21 protein-coding genes are annotated in these 21,020 nt (G+C 52.1%); all 21 read right to left on the bottom strand.

Annotated elements, in window-relative coordinates:
- Positions 1 to 7: 7 nt before the first annotated feature.
- The 21 genes from PVA01S_RS06090 to PVA01S_RS05990 all read right to left on the bottom strand — a co-directional run bounded on the left by PVA01S_RS06090 (position 8) and on the right by PVA01S_RS05990 (position 21,008).
- The gene (locus PVA01S_RS06090; RefSeq protein WP_230875941.1) at positions 8 to 835 is read right to left on the bottom strand and encodes an ABC transporter ATP-binding protein; all 828 of its coding nucleotides are present in this window, start codon (positions 833 to 835) and stop codon (positions 8 to 10) included.
- Between the two features lie 16 nt (positions 836 to 851).
- Positions 852 to 1,952, bottom strand: coding sequence for a taurine ABC transporter substrate-binding protein (locus tag PVA01S_RS06085; protein ID WP_244932913.1), 1,101 nt, complete (start codon positions 1,950 to 1,952; stop codon positions 852 to 854).
- A 41-nt stretch (positions 1,953 to 1,993) separates the two neighbouring features.
- Entirely contained in the window at positions 1,994 to 2,809 is an 816-nt protein-coding gene (locus PVA01S_RS06080) for an ABC transporter permease (protein WP_127606004.1), read from the bottom strand.
- A gap of 114 nt (positions 2,810 to 2,923) precedes the next feature.
- Positions 2,924 to 3,238, bottom strand: a complete 315-nt coding sequence (locus PVA01S_RS06075; protein WP_127606002.1) for a DMT family transporter — start codon at positions 3,236 to 3,238, stop codon at positions 2,924 to 2,926.
- A 2-nt stretch (positions 3,239 to 3,240) separates the two neighbouring features.
- A complete protein-coding gene (locus PVA01S_RS06070) occupies positions 3,241 to 3,606 on the bottom strand; it encodes a DMT family transporter (protein ID WP_127606000.1) in 366 nt (121 codons plus the stop codon).
- A gap of 1 nt (position 3,607) precedes the next feature.
- Positions 3,608 to 4,153 (bottom strand): TetR/AcrR family transcriptional regulator, encoded by a 546-nt coding sequence (locus tag PVA01S_RS06065; protein ID WP_127605998.1) that lies wholly within the window; start codon positions 4,151 to 4,153, stop codon positions 3,608 to 3,610.
- Between the two features lie 201 nt (positions 4,154 to 4,354).
- Entirely contained in the window at positions 4,355 to 5,542 is a 1,188-nt protein-coding gene (locus PVA01S_RS06060) for an acetyl-CoA C-acetyltransferase (RefSeq protein ID WP_127605996.1), read from the bottom strand.
- 69 nt (positions 5,543 to 5,611) lie between these two features.
- Complete coding sequence (locus PVA01S_RS06055; RefSeq protein ID WP_127605994.1) at positions 5,612 to 7,657, bottom strand: (Fe-S)-binding protein; 2,046 nt, start codon at positions 7,655 to 7,657, stop codon at positions 5,612 to 5,614.
- 73 nt (positions 7,658 to 7,730) lie between these two features.
- Positions 7,731 to 8,705, bottom strand: a complete 975-nt coding sequence (locus tag PVA01S_RS06050; RefSeq protein ID WP_054795506.1) for an electron transfer flavoprotein subunit alpha/FixB family protein — start codon at positions 8,703 to 8,705, stop codon at positions 7,731 to 7,733.
- Between the two features lie 13 nt (positions 8,706 to 8,718).
- Positions 8,719 to 9,486, bottom strand: coding sequence for an electron transfer flavoprotein subunit beta/FixA family protein (locus PVA01S_RS06045; protein WP_127605992.1), 768 nt, complete (start codon positions 9,484 to 9,486; stop codon positions 8,719 to 8,721).
- Between the two features lie 40 nt (positions 9,487 to 9,526).
- On the bottom strand, positions 9,527 to 10,699 hold the full coding sequence (locus PVA01S_RS06040; protein ID WP_127605990.1) for an acyl-CoA dehydrogenase family protein: 1,173 nt from the start codon (positions 10,697 to 10,699) through the stop codon (positions 9,527 to 9,529).
- A 17-nt stretch (positions 10,700 to 10,716) separates the two neighbouring features.
- Positions 10,717 to 12,246 (bottom strand): o-succinylbenzoate--CoA ligase, encoded by a 1,530-nt coding sequence (menE, locus tag PVA01S_RS06035; RefSeq protein ID WP_218029626.1) that lies wholly within the window; start codon positions 12,244 to 12,246, stop codon positions 10,717 to 10,719.
- Positions 12,247 to 12,266: 20 nt separating this feature from the next.
- A complete protein-coding gene (locus PVA01S_RS06030) occupies positions 12,267 to 13,052 on the bottom strand; it encodes an enoyl-CoA hydratase/isomerase family protein (RefSeq protein WP_127605989.1) in 786 nt (261 codons plus the stop codon).
- A 19-nt stretch (positions 13,053 to 13,071) separates the two neighbouring features.
- The gene (lpdA, locus tag PVA01S_RS06025; RefSeq protein WP_127605987.1) at positions 13,072 to 14,748 is read right to left on the bottom strand and encodes a dihydrolipoyl dehydrogenase; all 1,677 of its coding nucleotides are present in this window, start codon (positions 14,746 to 14,748) and stop codon (positions 13,072 to 13,074) included.
- Positions 14,749 to 14,759: 11 nt separating this feature from the next.
- Positions 14,760 to 15,800: a 2-oxo acid dehydrogenase subunit E2 gene (locus PVA01S_RS06020; RefSeq protein WP_164751746.1), complete on the bottom strand. Its 1,041-nt coding sequence runs from the start codon at positions 15,798 to 15,800 to the stop codon at positions 14,760 to 14,762.
- 13 nt (positions 15,801 to 15,813) lie between these two features.
- Positions 15,814 to 16,812 carry an alpha-ketoacid dehydrogenase subunit beta gene (locus PVA01S_RS26995; RefSeq protein WP_054795504.1) on the bottom strand — a complete coding sequence of 333 codons (999 nt, stop codon included), beginning with the start codon at positions 16,810 to 16,812 and terminating at the stop codon, positions 15,814 to 15,816.
- Between the two features lie 17 nt (positions 16,813 to 16,829).
- A complete protein-coding gene (locus PVA01S_RS06010) occupies positions 16,830 to 17,792 on the bottom strand; it encodes a thiamine pyrophosphate-dependent dehydrogenase E1 component subunit alpha (protein ID WP_164751745.1) in 963 nt (320 codons plus the stop codon).
- Positions 17,793 to 17,813: 21 nt separating this feature from the next.
- The gene (locus PVA01S_RS06005) at positions 17,814 to 18,416 is read right to left on the bottom strand and encodes a TetR/AcrR family transcriptional regulator (protein ID WP_127605983.1); all 603 of its coding nucleotides are present in this window, start codon (positions 18,414 to 18,416) and stop codon (positions 17,814 to 17,816) included.
- Positions 18,406 to 18,846 carry an acyl-CoA thioesterase gene (locus PVA01S_RS06000; protein ID WP_164751744.1) on the bottom strand — a complete coding sequence of 147 codons (441 nt, stop codon included), beginning with the start codon at positions 18,844 to 18,846 and terminating at the stop codon, positions 18,406 to 18,408. The genes PVA01S_RS06005 and PVA01S_RS06000 overlap by 11 nt, the downstream gene beginning before the upstream one ends.
- Positions 18,847 to 18,997: 151 nt before the next feature.
- Positions 18,998 to 19,786 carry an SDR family NAD(P)-dependent oxidoreductase gene (locus PVA01S_RS05995; protein WP_127605979.1) on the bottom strand — a complete coding sequence of 263 codons (789 nt, stop codon included), beginning with the start codon at positions 19,784 to 19,786 and terminating at the stop codon, positions 18,998 to 19,000.
- A 34-nt stretch (positions 19,787 to 19,820) separates the two neighbouring features.
- Positions 19,821 to 21,008, bottom strand: coding sequence for an iron-containing alcohol dehydrogenase (locus PVA01S_RS05990; RefSeq protein WP_164751743.1), 1,188 nt, complete (start codon positions 21,006 to 21,008; stop codon positions 19,821 to 19,823).
- Positions 21,009 to 21,020 lie beyond the last annotated feature (12 nt).

Below are 21,020 nucleotides of genomic sequence, written 5' to 3'. Positions count from 1 at the left end.
ATGGTAGTTATTCCTTTATATGCGAAGCTATTTGTGTGAACAGAAATGTTCGCAGTTCCGCGAATTCCCTCGTGGACCGAATATGTTCAAAAGATTCGTCCGCGAATTTCAAATGAAGCGGATTGTCAAAGTCTTGCACAATTCGGCCTGGACTAGGGTGCATGATAATAATGCGGCTAGCCAGCAGAAGTGCTTCATCCACATCATGCGTTATAAAAAACAGGCATTTTTGCGTTTGTCTCCATATCTCGCGCATATGCTGCTGCATCGATTCCCGGGTTAACGCATCCAGCGCGCTGAACGGTTCATCCAGCAAAATAATGTCGGGCTCAGTAGCTAGCGTACGAGCGATCGCCGCACGCTGCTTCATCCCCCCGGATAATTGGTGTGGAAGCAAGGATGCATAGTGATCCAATCCTACAAGCTGTAAGTATTGTTTGACTCTAAGCTTACGCTCCGCCTTCCGGACTTTACCCATCTTCAGGCCGAATTCAATGTTGCCCGATATGGAGAGCCAGGGGAACAGGTTGGCATGCTGGAAAACCACGCCCACCTTTGAATCCGGTTTGTTATGTTCCGTGCCGTCGATATGGACCGTCCCGGTAGTCGGCTTGACATAACCTGCGATAATATGGAGCAGTGAAGATTTGCCGCAGCCTGAAGGTCCCAATACACAGACAAACTCGTTCTTTTTCATACGCAACTGAATACCATCCAGCGCCCGAACGGGTGTTGTCGTATGATGAAACTCCAAGGAAATGTCTTGAAGCGAAATGCCCTGGAGTTCATGCAGGAGAACATCCCGTTCAGCAGCAGCGTTATGTTGACCGAACAAAAGGATCTCCTCCTTCTTATTTTTGATACAAATCGTTACGAATCGCTTCTTGGTATACGCTAATTTCAGGAGACTTGGTAATCGATTTTTGCTCGACCAAAAAATCGGCTGTTGCCTTTAATAGCTTAGCGAATTCACCCGGATTGTCCTTGGTTCCCATATATTTGGCATTCGTCTGGTCGGCTGCGTTCAGCACGATAATTTCCTTCATCGCCTTCAGGCTTTCCTCCGGACTAAGACCGAGTTCCTTCGAAAGTGCCTCAGACGCTTCTTTCGGATGATCGATATAATAGTTGCTTGCTTCATCCAATACGGCGATATACCCTCTCACGACTTCCGGGTATTTGCTGACAAAATCTTTACGAACGACGCCGAACTCTCCGGTTAATGCCCCTTTGTCCGCTATCTGCTTCGAGGTAATAATCACCTTGCCGTCGTTTGCAAGCAGTTTGGACTGCACAGGCTGCCATGTGAATCCGCCGACGATATCGCCGCGCTGCCAGGCTGCCAGAAGATCTGGCGCTTGCATATCGATGATCTTCACTTCTTTGGGGTCAACATTCTCTTGCTTAAGCGCAGACAGCAGACTGAAATGAGATGTCGAACCAAAGGTCGTAGCAATCGTTTTGCCTTTCAAATCTTGCAACGATTGGATACCCGAATTATTCTTCACGACCAGCGCTTCGCTCTCGCCGATGACGTCGTGAATATAATAAATTTGATAAGGAAGCCCTTGTGCGATCCCGGATGCGCCCGGCGGTGTTCCGACCAGACCTAAATCAATTCCTCCCGCAGCCATGGCTACATTCACGTCGCGACCGGAGTCGAATTTCAGCCACGAAACTTTAACATCCGGGAATCTCTTTTCCGCTAATCCCAGCGCTTTGGCCAGCAGTTCCCCGTTTGGTGAAACCTGATAGCCGATTTTGATTTCTTTAGGAAGCTCACTGGCTTTGCCAGGGTCTTGTGCTCCAGCAGCTGTCGGCTTGGCTGTGCTTTCCTCAGCTGCGGATGGGGAGTTAGCCGTACCGGCACTACCGCAACCGGATATGACCATCATCAACGTAATTAATAATAAGATAGCGGTATGTATTTGTTTCTTTGACTTATGAATCAACAAGAGACCTCTCTCCTTATCATCTTCATCTTCGTGTGTATCTACTGCCCTTCCGTCCATGGCGATGCCCAACGAATAAGTCTCCGGAGCAAGGCGTCAATAAGGACTGCAATAATCCCCATCATCATAATAGCCGCATAAATAATATCACTTCGTAAAAATTTACTTGCGTCCAACACCATCCAACCGATCCCGGATACAGCCGCAATCATCTCGGCAGCTACCAGTGTGGCATAAGTAACACCAACAGCCGTACGAAGCCCTGTTAATATATCCGGAAGACACGAAGGGAATATGACATACAGGTATATATTCCAGCCGGATGCACCCAACGACTTGGCTCCATGGATTCGATCCATCGGTATGCGCTGACTGCTATAGACCGTCGTAATGAACAGCGGTGCGAATGCGCCCAAGAACAGCAGGATGATTTTGGATGTATCGGTAATGCCAAACCAAAGGACTAGCAGCGAATAATACGCAAGAGGCGGAAGCGGACGATAGAACTCAATAAAGGGGTCGAAAATGGCTCGAAGCCACCTCAATCGGCCGCATAGGATGCCTAACGGCACAGCAGTTATACAGGCAGCTGCCAACGCCAGAAACAAACGTTTCATACTGGCGCCAATGTGTCCTGCCAACGACACTCCTTTATAGCCTTCGCGCGCAATATCGAGAAATGCTGTCCAGACCGCAGCCGGAGACGGAACGAATAGCGGGTTCACCCAACCCTTCGTGCTGGCCAGCAGCCATAAGATAAGAGCGATCAAAACGGACAACGCGGAAATACCGTAATAAATCGTGCTGCTCGCTTTAGAACGTCTCTTTTTTAAGTTTCGCACGGGTACTTCTGCCATCCCATCTGTCTACTCCTTTCCATACACGCTGTGAAAATAACAAAGTATCCATAGATATATAGTTGGTTATACTGCGTGGTGCACCCTGCTCAGATGGGTAGACACCTTTATTCCTCAAGAAGTCAATTTTAATCCAACAATGCCAATGACAATCATGGCGATATACATAGTTTTTCTCAGGCTGTAGCTTTCATTAAAAAAAATCATGCCCACAATCACTGCGCCTACAGACCCTATACCCGTCCATATGGCATAAGCGGTGCCGACCGGAATGGAAGCAAGAGATAATGAAAGTAAAAAGAGACTGCCTCCCAAGGTTGCTATACAGATAAGGGTGGTCTTGTTCAGCCTGAATCCATGCAGCCTCTTCATCAACACGACACTGACAACCTCTAACAAACCGGCGACGATCAAACAAATCCAATCCAATTTTATAATTCCTCCCGATAACGGGTCGTTGTTTGGTTTACAGGGGGTTCTTTGGCTTCCATGCTTTTTAAACCAAGGATGCCGAAAAACATGAACGAAATAAAGCCTATTCTCATCCAATCTGCGGGTTCATTCAAAAACAGCATCCCTGCGATCACAGTCCCCGCTCCGCCTACACCGGTAAAAACCGCATATGCGGTTCCCGCTGGAAGCATCCGGATCGATTTGACATAACATCCATAACTGATGAGGATACATATAATGGTTGCTATGCTTAGGAGCGGATTGGAGAATCCTTGCGACAATTTCAACCCAATGGCCCAGCCAACATCCATGACACCGCCAACTAGCACATAGAACCAAGGCATGCTAGGCGTCCTGCTTTTCGGTCATTTTCATGAGATAAGCGAGGACAGATGATCGCAATTCTTCATCCAGCGGCGCAAATCCGAACAGTTCACAGAAAAATAATCCGTCTCCGGCCAGCCTGGCCACCGTAGCCTGAACAGGATTTGAACACTCGGCAGCCATTCGATTCTGCCAGGTTATATAGCGTTGGCGCATCGGTTCCAGCAGCTCCGGGTTGTTTGCGGCGGCTGCCAAAACGCCCGAACTCATTTCCAGATCATCCTTGCTAATCTCAAATGTTTTAATCAAATAAGCTTGTGCCCACCCATTGTTCAGATTGGTATTACGCACAGCTTCCTCCGTTGTGTCCGAATCGAATCGGTCCAGAAAATCGCTTAAAATAGCCTGAATGAGTAGCTCTTTGGATGGAAAATGGTATAAGAGACCGCCTTTGCTTACGCCAGCTTCTTTGGCGACGGCATCCAATGTAAGCTGCAAAGCTCCTTTTTCCCTCACGAGGCGACAAGCTACTTTCAATATTGCGTCACGTTTTGAGTTTGATGTCATATGATAGCCCCCTGTTGATTACTATACCGTCCGGACGGTTTATTTGTCAATAAAAAATACATATTCCCATCGCATTAGTTGGATATAGAAAAGTGCGTCTACGCTGGTCAAGTAACCCGAACTCTCCTTGTTGCCGACATTTCCCTGCTTAAAATTAAAAAATCCCCATTATACGGGGATCTTAATACGTGAGGGTTCGATTTATTCCCTTTCAACAATCGTTGCTATGCCCTGGCCTCCGCCTATGCACAGCGTAGCAAGACCATACCGGGAGGACCGGCGCTTCATTTCATAAAGCAGTGTAACCAGAATCCGGGCGCCGCTCGCGCCAATGGGATGTCCGATCGCGATCGCACCGCCGTTTACATTTAACTTGCTTCTGTTGAATTTGAGCTCCCGGTCAACGGCAAGAGCCTGTACGGCAAAAGCTTCATTCGCTTCGATCAGGTCTATATCTTCGAGGGAGAGGCCTGCTTTGTGCAGCGCTTTCCGCGTGGCCGGTACGGGACCGAGTCCCATGATACTAGGATCAACCCCTGCGGAAGCGTTGGCTTTTATAACCCCTAGTGGAGGTATTCCGAGCTTTTGCGCCTTTTCCCTGCTCATGATAAGCAGGCACGCAGCCCCGTCATTGATGCCTGAGGCGTTGCCCGCAGTCACGGTTCCATTCTTCATGAAGGACGGTTTTAATTGGCCGAGGTCCTCAGCCGTGACGCCTTTACGGGGAAATTCATCTGTTTCAAAGACAAGGGCGTCGCCTTTTCTTTGCGGAATCCGAACAGGAGCGATTTCATCCCTGAATTTCCCTTGGGCTGTCGCCGTTTCCGCTTTTTGCTGGCTCCAGGCTGCGAATTCATCCTGCGCTTCCCGGGAAATGGCGTACTTCTCGCACAGGTTCTCTGCCGTGATCCCCATGTGATAGTCATGAAACGCGCACCATAATCCGTCGCGAATGAGGCTGTCGACCACCTGCTGGTCCCCCATCCGGAAGCCGCTTCTGGCGTTCTCCAACAAATACGGCGCTCTGCTCATATTTTCCATTCCACCCGCCAAAACGGCTTCGGCTTCTCCAGCCCAAATGGCCTGTGCCGCTAAATGCACGGCTTTAAGACCCGAACCACATACCTTATTGATGGTCATCGCCGGAATGGATTCCGGCAGGCCGGCTTTGACTGCAGCCTGACGGGCGGGATTTTGTCCCAATCCGGCCTGGTATACATTCCCCATTATAATTTCATCCACTTCATGGGCAGCGACTCCTGAACGGTCAAGCGCGCTTTGGATCACAACCGATCCAAGCTCCGTAGCCGGTACAGCGGCTAAGCTCCCGTTAAAACTGCCGATGGCCGTACGAACGGCGCTCACAATAACGGCGTCCCTTCTCGTCATCCCGGTCCCTCCTCTCCTTTACTCCATAAAAAGTCCGCCGTTTACAGGCAGCACTTGAACCGGAATTGTTCATGCAAGAGCACGCTCCACGATTTCCGAAATATCCAGTGTCGCGACCCGCTCTTCCGCTTCTTTCGCTTTGACGCCATCGCTCATCATCGTCAAGCAGTACGGACAGTTGCTTCCGATCGCTGTCGGGTTCACGCGCAGCGCCTGCTCGGTCCGCGCGAGGTTGACGCGTTTGCCCTGCGTTTCCTCCATCCACATCATGCCGCCGCCGGCCCCGCAGCACATCGAATCCTGCCGGTTCCGTTCCATCTCCAGCAGCTCCACACCCGAAATGGACTGAAGGATTTTACGCGGGATCTCATAAATTCCGTTGTACCGGCCGAGGTAACAGGAATCGTGGTAAGCAATGGCTTCATGGACCTGTTTGGTCGGTTTGATTCTCCCTTCTTCCATCCATGTCCAGATCAGCTCCGTATGGTGATAAACTTCCGCTTCCAGCCCAAATTCCGGATACTCATTCTTGAACGTGTTGTACGTATGCGGGCAGATCGTGACAATTTTCTTCACCCCATACTTTTCAAAATTGGCGATATTTTTCTCGCACAACTGCTGGAATAGAAATTCATTGCCCATCCGGCGGGCCGTATCCCCCGAATTGTGCTCCTCATTACCCAGAATGGCGAATGGAATTCCAGCCGCATTCATGATTTTGGCGAAAGACTGCGCCACCTTCTGCGTTCGCTGATCGTAAGAGCCCATGGAGCCGACAAAGAATAAATACTCAAATTCATCCACTTCCTTAACCGTCGGGACGACGATATCCTCCCGTCCTTCACGCCATAGGATCCGCTCTGTCCGGCTGATTCCCCACGGATTGCTCTGCCGCTCGACGTTCTGGAAATAACGGACCGCTTCGGACGGCATACGGCCTTCCGTTAATACGAGATGACGGCGCATATCGATAATCATTTCGACATGCTCATTGGCCACCGGGCACTGATCTTCGCAGTTCCGGCAGGTCGTACAGGCCCACAATTCCTCCTCGGTGATCACCTCTCCGACCAGATTTGCCGCTAGTGAATCCGTCGTCCCCGCCTTCTTGACCAGCGTATCCGCTCCGGTATCTTTGAAGACGAAACCAGGCATCCACGCTGTCCGGGAGGTGATGGCCGCTCCCTTTTCCGTTAAATGATCCCTCATCTTGGTAATGACGTCCATCGGCGACAACGTTTTTCCCGTACCCGAAGCCGGACACATCTGGGTGCAGCGCCCACACTCGACACAGGCATACAGATCCATCAACTGGTTTTGGCGGAACTCTTCGATTTTGCCAACCCCGTATGTTTCCTGCGTTTCATCCTCGAAATTTATAGAAGTCAGCTTTCCTGCCGGTTTCGTATCCCGCAGATAGACGTTCACGGGTGCAAAAATGATATGCGCGTGCTTGGACTGCGGGACATAGACGGCAAACGACAGCAGGGTGAGCAGATGAATCCACCAGAACACATAGAACCCTACGCCCGCCGCAGCCGGACCGATGCCGGCGAACCAACCCGCGATGATCGAAGAAATCGGAGCATAGGGGCTTCCCGTATTCCCGAGCCAAAGATGCTCAAAAGCCAGGCTCATCAAGATCGAGAACATCAAAACCGAGAGGAACATGATGACGAGGCCCGCTTTGAATCCCCTTTTCAACCGCGCCAGTCTTTCTATATAACGGCGGTAAAAGGCATAAAGCGCAGCAAGAAGGACGAGTAACGTAGTGACTTCCTGGAGAACGCTGAAATAGGGATGAAATTCCCCGATCGGATATTCAAAGCCTTTGATAAATCCTTTGATCATGAGCTCGATAGCCCCGAACTGAAGGATGATAAAGCCGTAAAACAGGATAAAGTGCATGACGCCGCTTTTGGCGTCCTTGAAAAGTTTTCGCTGCCCGAATACATGAACGAGAAACTCGTTGATCCGGACCGCGGTATCTTTTCGCAAGTTCGATTTTTTGCCTAGTTGAATGAACATGATGCGGCTGTAGATGACATGAGCGGCAAGGTACAGCGCATATCCGGTTACAGCGAGAAAGGCTATGAAATTTAAAAGTGACAGCATGATCATTCCCCCATCCTCTGCGGGTACCTTACTTGTCGCTGTTTGTTTTTACATCCGGGTCTTCCGTCAGCGGTCAACCCGCCGCATCGTGCAAGGTTTGCTTAAAGGCCTCCGTCAGCATAGGGACAACTTCAAACAGGTCGCCCACGATGCCGTAATCCGCAATCTTGAATATCGGAGCCTCGCGGTCTTTATTGATGGCGACAATCACCTTCGAATTGGACATGCCGGCCAGGTGCTGAATAGCACCGGAAATGCCGCAGGCAATGTATAAGTCCGGGGTTACCACTTTACCCGTCTGGCCGATTTGCAGCGCATAGTTGCAGAATCCCGAATCACATGCCGCCCGGGACGCGCCCACAGCGGCTCCCAGCACAGCTGCGAGCTCACGGAGCGGTTCGAAGCCTTCCGCGCTCTTCACTCCCCGGCCTCCGGCTACAATGATTTTGGCTTCGCTCAAATCCACGCCGCTCGACGTTCTGCGAACGATGTCTTTGACCAGCACTTTCAGATCTTTGACGTCCGGACGGAAAACAGCCGCAGCGGTTTGGGCAGGAGCTTCGGAGACGTCAATGTTATTCGGGCGCAGCGTGGCATAGATCGTGCCGCTGCGGAATGACTTGATTTGGAACGCTTTACCGGAATAGACCGCCCTTGTAAAGAAAACGTCTTCTCCCGTCACTTCCATTCCAATGCAATCCGAGATCAATCCGACACCCATACGCGCAGCGAGTCTGGGAGCGATATCTCTGCCTGCCGACGTATGACCCATCAGTATGGCATCGGGACGTATCTCCTGAATGAGTTGAAAGAGTGCCTCGGTGCAGTATTCATTGGTTGGATGGGCCCCTTCACCGGAAATCGCGTAAAGCTGTTCCGCGCCGTACTTGCTTATTTCTTCAGCATACGATTCAGCGTCTGATCCAAAGAGTGCGGCTATCAACGGTCCGCCGTCTGCCAGTCTTCTGCCGGCCGTCAAAGCTTCGAACGTTACATGTCGCAAATGCCCGTCTTTTGTTTCCCCGACTACCAGCACTTTTCTACTCATCATCAATCTCTCCCTATACGACCTTTTCTTTGCTGCGCAGCGAATGTACCAGTTCCTTCACCTGATCCTTCAACTCTCCCTGGAGCATGCGACCGGCCTCCTTCGGGGAAGGCAAATATTGATCGACAACCTGGGTATAGATCTGCAATTCTTCCGGCTTCATGTTCAGATCGGCGACGGTCAGCTGCTGAAGCGGCTTCTTCTTCGCCTTCATGATGCCGGGCAGAGACGGATAACGGGGTTCATTTAATCCCTGCTGGGCGGTCGCCAGCAAAGGAAGGTCGACCTCCACTGCCTCTACGTCACCCTCTACATCACGCTCAATGGCAGCTCGGTTGCCGTCGATGGTTAGTTTCGTAATCGTCGACACGTGGGGAATCCCGAGCCGTTCGGCGACACGTACGGCAACCTGGCCGGCTCCCGAATCAATGGCCATATTTCCGGCAAGAATCAAATCGTAGGTTTTCCCGTAGATGGCTTTGGCGATGATGCTGGAAATCGCCGCTTCATCATGCTGGCTTTCCTCGGATATCACATGTATCGCTTGGTCTGCCCCCATAGCCAGCGCAGTCCTGAGCGCGCTTTCGGCTCTGGACGGTCCCACGGTAAGCACGGTCACTTCACCGCCTAATTCGTCCTTCCAGCGGATCGCTTCCTCCACCGCATATTCGTCATAAGGATTGATCACAAATTCCGCGTCATCCTCTTTGATCTTCTTGTTCTCGATGAAAATTTTTTCTTCCGTGCCTAAGCTCTGTTTCAGCAAAACCAGGATGTCCATCCTTCACTCCTCCTCCGCAATCCATCAAGGCAAACGAAAGTTAATAAGACCGCGGCAGACCGAGATCATGCTGCGAGATATAATTCAATATCATTTCTTCAGATACGGGGGCGATTTTGAAAAGTCTGACGTCGCGCCACAACCGTTCAATGTGGTATTCTTTCGCATAGCCATACCCGCCCATTACCTGCATGGCCCGGTCGCAAGCATGGAAGGCTGCTTCGGCGGCGATTAATTTGGCCATGTTCGCTTCGGTGCCGTTCGGTTTCTTCTGATCATAGAGCCATGCGGCTTTATAATTCATCAGCTGCGCCAGCTCCAGTTCGGCCCGAATTTTCGCAAGCGGGAATTGGATGCCTTGATAAGCGCCGATCGGGGTGTTGTTAAACACCACCCGTTCTTTCGCGTAATTCACCGCGAGCTGCAGAGCGAGCTGCCCCGTCCCAATGAGCCCGGCTGTCGTCACAATCCGTTCTGCGTTAAGCGTATCCACAAGGTATGACCAGCCTTTGCCTTCTTCTCCGATCAGGTTGTCTTTATGCACTCTCAAATTTTCGATAAATACCGTATCGGACCGCACACAGCGGGTCCCCACTTTCTCAATAGGCTGAAGTGTAATGGCGGGGTCCTTGGTATCCACCAGGAAGAGGCTGATTCCTTCGGTTTTTTTCTGCACTTCGCTGCGCTTTGTCGTTCGGGCGACGATCAGCATTTTATCAGCCACATCGGCACCGGATATCCAAATTTTTTGACCGTTGATCACGTAATGATCTTCTTCTTTCCTGGCAATCGTCGTGATCTCAAGCGAGTTGCTGCCTGCGTTCGGCTCCGTCAGCGCCATGCAGAAATTAAGCTGTCCGGCGGACATCTTCGTCAGATACTGTTCCTTTTGCGCTTCGCTGCCGTGAAGATCGATCGTCACTCCGCCGAAAACGGGAGTGAGCATAAACAGCTGTGCTACCGTGGACCCGGCCCCCCCTTTAGCCAGCTCCTCGATCACCATGGTCATTTCCATCATCCCAAGTCCGACGCCGCCGAATTTCTCCGGAACGGCCACACCGATATAACCGTTTTTGCCGAGCTCGCTCCATAATTCAGAGACGAATTCGTGCTTGTCGTCCTTTTCCCGCCAATAGTCCAGCCCGAAATCTTCAGCAATTTGTCGAACGCCGTCCCGCATCATTTTTTGTTCGTCGGTTATTTCAAAATTCATTCAGATTCATCCTCCTTCTATTCCCTCAATAGTCTTTTCAGCACTTTACCGGACGGATTCCGCGGAAGTTTATCTATGAATTCCACTTCTTTCGGCACTTTGAATTTAGCCAGTCTGGACATACAATGCTCTTGAATTTCTTCTGCGGTCAGGGTTGCCCCCGGCTTCACGACGACGAACGCCTTCGGCACTTCTCCCCACCTGTCGTTCGGTACCCCGATTACAGAAGCTTCAAGTACTGTCGGAAGTTCATAAAGAACGCGTTCCACCTCCAGCGATGCGATATTTTCTCCGCCGCTGATGATCATATCTTTCTTGCGGTCTACGATAAACAGGAAGCCGTCCGCGTCCAGTCTGCCCATGTCTCCTGTGAAAAACCAGCCGTCTTTAAACGTTTTCCCGGTAGCCTCCGGGTTTTTCCAATATCCTTTTGAGATTTTCGGTCCCCGCAATACGATTTCGCCCACCTCGCCCGGGGAAACTTCATTTCCCTGCTCATCTGCGATTTTCAGATCGAGATGCAGGCAGGGCCGCCCGACCGAGCCGAGCTTCTCAATCGTCATGCTGCTCGGCATGAAGGTGTCCCCCGACACCGTTTCGGTTAATCCGTACGCGTCGCAAAACCAGGCGTTTTTAAACAACTGCTGGATTTTTTGGATGAGCGGCTCCGGCATTCGTTCCCCGCCCGCGATAATGTAACGGATCGAATCCAGCTGATATTGATCCGTCGTCGGTTCCTGCAGAATCATGTTGACCATGGCGGGAGCCAGCCAGATGTTCGTCGGCTTCTCTCTCTGGATCGTCTCCAGCACTTCGAGCGTGTTGAACTTGTTGACAATGACGATGCTTCCACCGCGATAGAGGGTGCCGGTTGCCGTCAAGTCGAGCGCTCCGACATGATACAATGGCCCGGAGATTAACGTTTTGTCGTCCGGCGTAATATTGAATTCCCAAATATGGCCGATATTTTTCCAGTACAGATTTCCATAGGTAATCATGACGCCTTTGGGCCGGGAAGTCGTGCCGGACGTATACATCAAGCGGTGCAGGTCGTCCAGTTCGACGTGCGCGTCCTGAACGTCGGCGCCCCGGTTCGTTTCTATCAATTGTTCGTATCGGGTCCAACCGGACGGTTCGTTGGCGGACAGCGTAATATAATGCTGAAGCTGCTGCACATTCCCCCGAATGGAATCCAGCGTTTCATGGAAGGAGTCCTCCGAGAAAATAGCTTTGGCATCGGCATTGTCTGCAATGTATGCGATTTCATCGGCGGCTAAGCGGAAGTTTAGCGGCAGAAAGATCGCTCCAATCCGGTTGGCGGCAAAAATAATTTCAAAATATTCGGTGTGGTTAAATAAGAGAATCGCAACCACATCGCCCTTCTTTACTCCGAGATCAAGCAGCCCTTGCGCTAAGGCGCTGACTCTCTCCTGAAGCTCGCGGTACGTTATTCTTTGCTGCTTGAAGGTGATGACTTCTTTGTTCGGGTTGTTTAAAGCGCCTCGGGTCACAAGGGATGAAAAATTGTTATTTCCCATATGTTTCATAAATCAACCCTGCCTTTTGCTTATTTGCCTTTATAATGGGGCTTGCGTTTTTCAAGAAAAGAAGTTAGACCCTCTACTCTGTCCTCGGTGCTGAAGTTGACAAGCCATGCTTCCGCTTCCAGAACCAGTGCCTGGTCCAGAGAAATTTCGCTTCCTTGATTAATCGCTTTTTTCGCCTGCATGACGGCAATCGGACTATTGGCTATTATTTTATCGGCCAGCGTCCGGCAGTAGGGCAACAATTCTTCATGCTTCACGACTTTGTTCACCAATCCGAGCTCCTTGGCTTCTTCGGCGGAAAGACGTTCTCCGGTAAACACCAGTTCTTTGGTGATTCCTTTACCGACGAGCCTTACCAGTCGCTGGGTGCCGCCCCATCCGGGATAAAGGCCGATGCATACTTCCGGCAGCCCTAATTTGGCTTTCTCCGAGGCAATTCGAATGTCGCAGGCCAAAGCGAGTTCCATTCCTCCCCCGAGCGTATAGCCGTTAAGCGCCGCGATGACGACTTTTCGCGAGTCTTCTATTTTCTTCAATACTTCCTGTCCGCGGTACACAAATTTCTCGCCTTCCAGAACACTCATCTGCCGCATCGCAGCAATATCTCCGCCGGCAACAAACGCTTTATCCCCGCCACCGGTAATCATGACCACCCTTGCCTGATCGTCCCGCTCCAGCATCGTGAACGCTTGATCCAGCTCATTCAGAACCGCGTCGTTGATGGCGTTCAATGTTTCCGGGCGGTCCAGGACGATCGTGGCGAGCCCGGAGTTGTTTTCCAACCTGATATATTGAAAAGACTGCATACAAATCTCTCCTTCACGGTTAAGAATGGATGCCGCGTCCCATGCTCGCGAGAATCGCCTCGACCAGCACTTCCGACAGCGTAGGATGCGGGTGAATGGCTAATGCAAATTCCTCTGCGGTTGCCTCCAAATGGACGGCCATCATCGCCTCTCCGATAAGTTCGGATGCGTTCGGGCCGATGATATGGATACCGAGAATTTCGCCGTACCTGGTATCACGCAGTACTTTCACAAATCCAGCGGTTTCCCCGTAAGTCATGGCCCTTCCGTTTGCTTCAAAAGCGTATTTGCCGATCTGATAATCCCGTCCCTGCTCTTTGGCCTGCCGCTCGTTCAAGCCTACGGATGCGATCTCGGGAGACGTGTAAATACAGCGGGTAACCGTGCGGTAGTCCATTCTGGAAGGCCGCCCCATGGCGGCTTCGGCTGCGACGACTCCTTGAGCGGAGGCAACATGGGCCAGGAACTCGATTCCCGTGACGTCCCCAACGGCGTAGATGGATGGGATGCTGGTTCTCATCTGATCATCCACGGCGATTTTTCCGCCTTCCAGCCGGACGCCGAGCTCCCGCATCTGTTCCAGATCCGGCCTTCTTCCTGTCGCCGCAAGAATGGCATCGACCTCAATGGCCTGTGCGCCTTGGGCGGTTTCTACATGTACGACCTTACGGCCGCCATGGATATCGATGCGGGTAACGGTTGCGGAAGTAAGAATTCGCACCTGTTCCTGATGGAGGGATTCCGCGAGAACGCGGGATAGATCCCGGTCCGTCCCGGGCAGGATTTGATCGGCGCTTTCGATCAGGGTGACTTCTGTGCCCAAAGGGGCATAAATACCGGCAAATTCGCATCCGATCGCTCCGGCGCCTATAATGGCCACGCTTCTCGGCCGTTCTTTGCCGGCAAGCGCTTCGGTGCTGGTCATCGGGCCTGCCTGCTTCAGCCCCGGAATCTCCGGCATGTGCGGCTGGGAACCGCTCGCCACGATGATATGGTTCGCTTCGATCCTATGGCTCTCTCGGTCTTCCGTCCGCACTTCAATGGTATGCGGATCGACGACCCTGCCAAGCCCCTTGAGCAGCTCGATTTTATTCTTGTGCAGCAGTCCCGCGACGCCGTTCTGCAGCTTTCGGACGACCTGATCCTTGTAATCGATCAAACGGGAGTAATCGACCCGGGGTTTTTCGAAGAAAACGCCGTATTCCGCTGCGGTTTTCGGCATTTTGACGAATTCCGAAGCCCGCAGCAGCGTCTTCGTCGGAATGCAGCCCGTGTTCAGGCAGGTGCCTCCCAAATCGCGTTGCTCGATCAGGGCGACCTTGCCGCCAAGCTGAGCAGCGCGTATAGCGGCGACGTACCCGCCGGGCCCCGCTCCAATCACCGCTACATCGTACTTCTTTCCTTCTCCGGCTGCGCCGGATGCCGCTTGTGAAGCTGAAGACCGTTCCGCCTCCGCAGCTTCCGTCTCCATAATGGCAAGACACTCCCCGGTCGCAACGGTTTCCCCTTCCTGGTGTAGAATAGAGACCATGATTCCGTCGTAAGGGGCGGTGACTTCGACCGTAATTTTGTCCGTCGCAAGCTCCAGAACGACTTGGTCCTTCTCAACCGGATCCCCTTCGGAGACCAGCCAGAGTCCAACGGTCGCTTCCGTCATGGTGAGTCCCGCTTTTGGAACGATAATCTCCTTTTTCATCTTCACTGCTCCTACAAAGAGTCCTGAAGAGATTCCGGATTCTCCAGCAACTCTTTTATATTTTTTAAGAACAAAGCCGCAGGTGCGCCATCCATCACCCGATGGTCAAAGGACAGCGACAGGACCATGGTTTTCCCGATGTGAATTTGCCCGTTATGTACGATCAAATCCTCGATCATTCTTCCCACCCCGAGGATAGCGCTTTCAGGAAGATTGATAATCGGGGTGAACGCATCCACTTCATACATGCCCAAGTTGCTGATCGTGAACCGGCCGCCCTGCACTTCATCCCGCCGAAGCTTGCCTTCTTTGGATCGTTTGACCTTATCCTGCAGGTCCTTGGAAATGTCCTGCAGGCGCCTTCGATCGGCATCACGAATGACCGGGACGATTAAGCCTTCCTCTAAAGCGACGGCCACGCCGATATCGCATTGTCGATGCCTGACGATCCCGTCCTGTTCCATGGAGACATTGACACGCGGATGCGCACGTAAACTCTCTGCTGCGATTTTCACCAGAAGATCCGTATAGCTCACCTTCATGCCGTCCTGCATCCATTTGTTTCGAAGCTCTGCAAGCCGGGTCACTTCCGCTTTCACCGTAAGCGTGACGTGGGGAGCCGTCTGCTTGCTGTAGGCCATCCGTTCCGCGATGATTTTACGCATTCCCGTCATCGGAACTGCTTCCATGGGGGGAACGCGCTCTGCAGAAAAACCGGCCGAAGCTGATTCCTCTTTCCGCGGCCGTACATCGGAGCTCCTGATCTTGCCGCTCACACCGGATCCCGCTACAGTGGACAGGTCGATGTTTTCCAACTGAGCGATCGCTCTGGCGAGCGGAGTGGCTTGAATCTTCTTGTCCGGCCGAATGCTTGGATCTCTTTCGGCAGGCCCACTAGACATGTTTGCACGCTGCGAACGGTAAACCTGCACATCCTGTTCAATGATTCGGCCGGAAGGCCCGCTTCCTGCCACTTCGGGCAACGGGATGTTCTGCTGTGCTGCAAGAGCTCTCGCACGTGGAGAAGCGAATATCCGCCTGACGCTTGTCATTCCGTCCCCCTCCCTACTTCGCAGCTGCGAACTGTCTGCCCACACAGATTCGCTGAACCGCTTCGATAATATTATTCTCATTCGGCATATAGTAATGCTCGAGCGGTTTGCTGTACGGTACAGGCGAGAACGGAGCGGCGACCCTTTGAATGGGAGCATCCAGGTAGTCGAACGCCTCCTCCTGCACCATCGCGGCCAGCTCGGCTCCGATCCCGCCGATTTTCACCGCTTCGTGAACGATAACGAGCCTTCCCGTTTTCTTCACCGATTCGAGAATCGTTTCCTTATCGAGCGGAGTAACCGTCCGCGGATCAATCAGCTCCACGCTGATTCCCGACTCCTCCAGCACCTGTGCCGCCTGCAGCGCTTTGTTGACCATCTGGCCAAGCGCAATGACGGTCACATCGCGGCCTTCCTTAACTACCTTTGCCTGACCGAGCGGAACGGTGTATTCTTCATCGGGGATCTCTCCCTTCGAGCTGTACAGCATCTTGTGCTCAATGAAAATAACGGGATCATCGTCGCGTATCGCTGCTTTGAGCAGGCCCTTCGCATCGTAAGGGTTCGAGGGCATCACTACTTTCAGTCCGGGAATATGCATAAGCAGCGCTTCCAGGCTTTGCGAATGCTGCGGCCCCGCGTTTGATCCCGCCCCGGCCTGCGTACGAATGACGAGCGGCATTTTCATTTGTCCGCCGGACATAAACCGCATTTTCGCCGTTTGGTTGATAATCATGTCAAAGCAGACACCGATGAAGTCCATAAACATGATTTCGACGACCGGCCGGAGCCCGCTGGCGGCGGAACCGACGGCCATGCCGATAATCGCACCTTCACTGATGGGCGTGTCGACAACCCGGGCTTCGCCGAATTCCTCCATCAAGCCGCGCGTCACGCCGAACGATCCGCCTGACGCCGCAATATCCTCTCCGGCCAAAATGATGCTTTCGTCCCTGTGCATTTCCTCTTTCAACGCCAAATTAATGGCCTGGTTGTATCGCAGTACCGCCAAAACTTCCACCTCCCAAGTTAAGAAGCATAAACGTCCTGCAGCGTTTCTTCGCCTTCGGGCAGCGGGCTTTCCATCGAAAACCGCTCCGCTTCATCGATTTCGCGCTCGACCTGATCCTTGATCGCGGCAAGCTCCGTTATATCAACGTCATACTGCTCACGCAGCACTTGTTCCACATGGAGGATCGGATCCTTCTTCCTCCACGCTTCAGCCTCGCCGGCCGGACGATATTTTTGCGGATCGCCTTCATAGTGGCCGCTCCAACGATTGGTGAAGCATTCCACGATGACAGGTCCTCCTCCCTTACGCACCTTGGCCACAATGGCCGACAGCTCTTCAAATACTTCCACCACATTATTTCCATTCATAGCATGGCCTTCGATCCCGTACGCTTTGCTTCGCTCCGCCACGGTTTTCACCGGCAAATGTTTTTCCCGAGGAGTGAATTCCGCATATTGATTGCTCTCGCATACAAAGATGGCGGGCAGCTTCAGAACGGCAGCCAAATTCAACGATTCGTGAAAATAGCCCGTTCCCGTCGCACCTTCTCCAAAGAAGGCTACGGCAACCTGGCCGGTGCCCTTGGTTTTGGCGGAAAAAGCCGCCCCCACCGCAATCGGCATGCCCGCACCGACGATTCCGTTAGCGCCAAGGATCCCCAAGTTGACGTCGACGACGTGCATGGAACCGCCTTTTCCTTTGCAGTAACCGGTCCGTTTGCCGAATAATTCGGCCATCATCCGTTTGACGTCGGCGCCTTTGGCGATGCAGTGTCCGTGTCCGCGGTGGGTGCTCGTGATGTAATCGTCCTTGTGAAGATTGGCGCAAACACCGGCCGCCACCGCTTCCTGCCCGACATAGAGATGGAGGAATCCGGGAATGTGCCCGCCGGCAAACAGCCCGGAGACTCTCTCTTCGAAATTTCGTATCTTCATCATCGTTTCATAAAGTTCGAGCAGCCGCTCTTTGCTTATCTTCACGTTACCGTCCCCTTTTCGGTTTTACTGAAATAAGCCTTTGGTGATGAGAGTAATAAAGATATCCGACAGCTCCTCGATCGACTTTCCTTTGCCCGGCTTATACCAGGTATGCATAAAGTTGCAGGCTCCCAGAACATACAGCACGACGATGTGGCTGTCCTCGACTTTAAAGACGCCTTTGTTCTTGCCTTCTTCCAAGACGCGCACGAAGATGTCTTCGTATTCATCCCGCTTCTCTTGTACGGCCTGCTTTTTGTCGTCGCTTAAATACTTCATACAGTTAAAGAACAGGGTAATGTCGTCCTTGAATTGGTCAATGATCTGCAGGTGCATCTTCAGCAGTTCGATCAGCTTATGCTCAGGCTCAAGTGATTCGGCCTCTACCAGACGCAAACGTCTTAATCCTTCGACAATAAAGCGGTCGTGTAGCAAAAACAGTACGTCGTCCTTGCTCTTTATGTAGTAATATAATCCGCCTTTGGTTAGACCGGCTGTGTCGGCAATATCCTGCATGGAGGTTTCATGATACCCTTTCTTAACAAACAGAGACAACGCGATGTCCAAAATTTCCGTTTTTGTATCGCTTCCCTGCCTGCGGTTCACTGAAGATCCGTCAAACGTCACTTGATTTCACACCTTTACTGTTATTAATTTCTACTCGAACATAGTTTTCCAGCTTGAAACGCAGCTCATCGGATAGCCGGGTCGTTTTCTCCGCAATTAGATCATAACTCACCAGGACCGCTTCGCCTACTGCCAGCAACTCGTTCGAGTCTTTATCATGGATTTCATGTCCCAATTTGAAGCTGGATCTGCCGATATCCATGACATAGGTGTGGATCTTCAAGCTCTGATTGATGTAGACCTGCTTCTTGTAGTCACAATGCAGCGAAGCAACAAGAAACGGGAACTTCTCGGATGGAAGTACCATGCCGCTGTCCAGCAAAAAATCGACGCGCGCCTGCTCAAAATAAATAAAATAGCTGACATTGTTAATATGGCCAAGTGCATCCGATTCACAATACCGGGTGCGTATTTCTGTAAGATGGACCAACGCCTTCACCTTCCCCCCAATGAAACATACCGATCGGTCGGTATTTATTAACCTTATGATAATTATACCGACCGGATGGTATTTTAGCAATACCTGGTTCATTTCTTTGCTGCTTGGAAGGGAGACGCTGAACGTTCAGCGGCAGGACGGATTACTCATCACGATAAATGCCGAGTTCCTTGGCGATCAGCCGGATTTCGCCGCCTGCCGTCATTCCCCCGTCGAGCGTTATTTCCCCTCCGGTCATGTAGGAGGATTCGTCGGAAGCGAGAAAAATAACGGCCTGGGCGACTTCCTCCGGCTCACCCGCCCGTTCGAGGGTAAAAGCCTCTACCATTTGCTTGGCCGGTAACGTAAGCGGCGTCCAGATGAAGCCGGGATTAACCGAATTCACCCTGATTCCCCAACCGCCAAATTCCTGCGCAGCGGCCTTGGTCATTCCTCTCACCGCCCATTTACTCGCTGTATAGGGAGCTGCAAAATAACCGGTCACTCCGGCGATCGACGACATATTAATAATCGACCCGCGGCCTGACTTTCGGAGCAGCGGCGCACTATATTTCATCCCAAGAAATACGCCGGTCTGGTTAACGGCAATCACCCGGTTCCAATCGGCCAGAGAGCAGTCGACAAACCGTTCCCTCTTGGTAATTCCCGCGTTGTTGACTAAAATATCCAGTTTCCCAAACCGCTTCTCGATCGAGATTGCCGCCTGGGTCCAATCTTCTTCAAGGGTGACATTCAGTTCAAGCGGAATAACAGTCGTCGCTCCGCCCAGTTCTTCCACCGCCTTCACCGTCTCCTGCAAAGCCGACTGGCTAACATCGGACACGATAACGGCCTGCGCTCCTTCTTTGGCGAACATAACGGCTTCCAGCGCTCCAAGACCTCTCGAAGCACCGGTGATAAGCGCTACTTTCCCTGCCAGTCTTCCCCGCATTCGTCTCTCACCTCTTATCATGAATTACACTTCCCTACCATGCGGCTTCGAGAAGAGCTACAATCTCGCCGGTTCCTTGTACAGGTCTGGGACTGCTTGCCACGACCAGATCTCTCATGGCGTCCTCCGCAATCGGTTGAAACTGCTCTTTGCGCACCTGGACATCGCGAAGCCTAAGCGGCAGCTGCAAATCAGCCACCAGTTTGACCACCAGCTGCGAAGCCATTGCGGCGGCTTCCTCCACACTCCTGCCGCTTACTTCGCCCCCCATGGCGGCACTGATCAGGGCTTGCTGTTCCAAGGTAAAGGGCAGCGAAAAGCGCATGACATGCGGAAGCATAATGCAGGAAGTGACGCCGTGGGCAACGTTGGCATGGGCTCCTATTTGGTGTCCGATGCCGTGGCTGAGTCCCATCATCACGTTGCTCACGCCAAAGAACGACATCCAGGCAGCCATTTGACATTGCAGCTTCGCTTGCAAATCCGCTGGATCTTTTTTACATTTCGGAAGATATTCGCTCAGCAGCCGGATCGATTGGAGCGCGAGTGCCGTAGTGATGGGGTGAGTTTGCTTGGAATAAACGGTTTCAATGGCATGATCCAGCGCTCTCATCCCGGTGGCCGACCACAGCCAGTCCGGCGTGTCCGTGCAGAGCTCCGGATCCATATATACGACTTTCGGCGTCAATTGGTCATCGATGTACAGTTCCTTTACCTTCCTGTGCTCATCTGTAATGCCGATAATGTTGGAAAACTCGGCTGCGGACAAAGTCGTTGGAACGGCGATGTGCGGTATTAATTTTTGCTTGACTTGAGGAATTTCGATTTTATCGGGATACTCGAATTTGACCGAATACGATTGTAATTGCTGCGGCTCATCGAGGCCCTCTCCCAATACTAAAGCGATGGCCTTTGCAGAGTCGATGACCGTGCCGCCACCTAAACTGATTAACAGGTCGATACCCCGGTCCCTCAGCCTGGAAGCGATTTCGAAAATCGACTGGCTTGGCGCGTGCTGTACGGTACCCGAGAGGACAACCTCCAAACGGCTTCCCAACAGCTGTTCCAAGCGTTTGATAACCGGAGAAGCGAACAGGCTGTTACTGGTAAGCAATGCAGCTTTCCTGGCGCCTAAACGATCGATTTCCGCAGGCAAATTTTCAATGACGCCAGCACCATGGAACACTTTCTCAACCGGAATAAACCGGTAGCAGCTTGACATGAACATCACTCC

It is taken from the genome of Paenibacillus validus NBRC 15382, assembly GCF_004000985.1.
In the GTDB taxonomy this organism is placed as follows: domain Bacteria; phylum Bacillota; class Bacilli; order Paenibacillales; family NBRC-103111; genus Paenibacillus_G; species Paenibacillus_G validus.
Note: the sequence above shows the minus strand (reverse complement) of the source record. Positions and strands in the feature narration are given on the sequence as shown.

Coding starts and splice junctions, on each gene's coding strand:
- PVA01S_RS06080 (WP_127606004.1), bottom strand. CDS start 2,809: ATGGCAGAAGTACCCGTGCGAAACTTAAAAAAGAGACGTTCTAAAGCG.
- PVA01S_RS06070 (WP_127606000.1), bottom strand. CDS start 3,606: ATGCCTTGGTTCTATGTGCTAGTTGGCGGTGTCATGGATGTTGGCTGG.
- PVA01S_RS06065 (WP_127605998.1), bottom strand. CDS start 4,153: ATGACATCAAACTCAAAACGTGACGCAATATTGAAAGTAGCTTGTCGC.
- PVA01S_RS06060 (WP_127605996.1), bottom strand. CDS start 5,542: ATGACGAGAAGGGACGCCGTTATTGTGAGCGCCGTTCGTACGGCCATC.
- PVA01S_RS06055 (WP_127605994.1), bottom strand. CDS start 7,657: ATGCTGTCACTTTTAAATTTCATAGCCTTTCTCGCTGTAACCGGATAT.
- PVA01S_RS06050 (WP_054795506.1), bottom strand. CDS start 8,705: ATGAGTAGAAAAGTGCTGGTAGTCGGGGAAACAAAAGACGGGCATTTG.
- PVA01S_RS06045 (WP_127605992.1), bottom strand. CDS start 9,486: ATGGACATCCTGGTTTTGCTGAAACAGAGCTTAGGCACGGAAGAAAAA.
- PVA01S_RS06040 (WP_127605990.1), bottom strand. CDS start 10,699: ATGAATTTTGAAATAACCGACGAACAAAAAATGATGCGGGACGGCGTT.
- menE (WP_218029626.1), bottom strand. CDS start 12,246: ATGAAACATATGGGAAATAACAATTTTTCATCCCTTGTGACCCGAGGC.
- PVA01S_RS06030 (WP_127605989.1), bottom strand. CDS start 13,052: ATGCAGTCTTTTCAATATATCAGGTTGGAAAACAACTCCGGGCTCGCC.
- lpdA (WP_127605987.1), bottom strand. CDS start 14,748: ATGAAAAAGGAGATTATCGTTCCAAAAGCGGGACTCACCATGACGGAA.
- PVA01S_RS06020 (WP_164751746.1), bottom strand. CDS start 15,800: ATGACAAGCGTCAGGCGGATATTCGCTTCTCCACGTGCGAGAGCTCTT.
- PVA01S_RS05995 (WP_127605979.1), bottom strand. CDS start 19,786: ATGCGGGGAAGACTGGCAGGGAAAGTAGCGCTTATCACCGGTGCTTCG.
- PVA01S_RS05990 (WP_164751743.1), bottom strand. CDS start 21,008: ATGTCAAGCTGCTACCGGTTTATTCCGGTTGAGAAAGTGTTCCATGGT.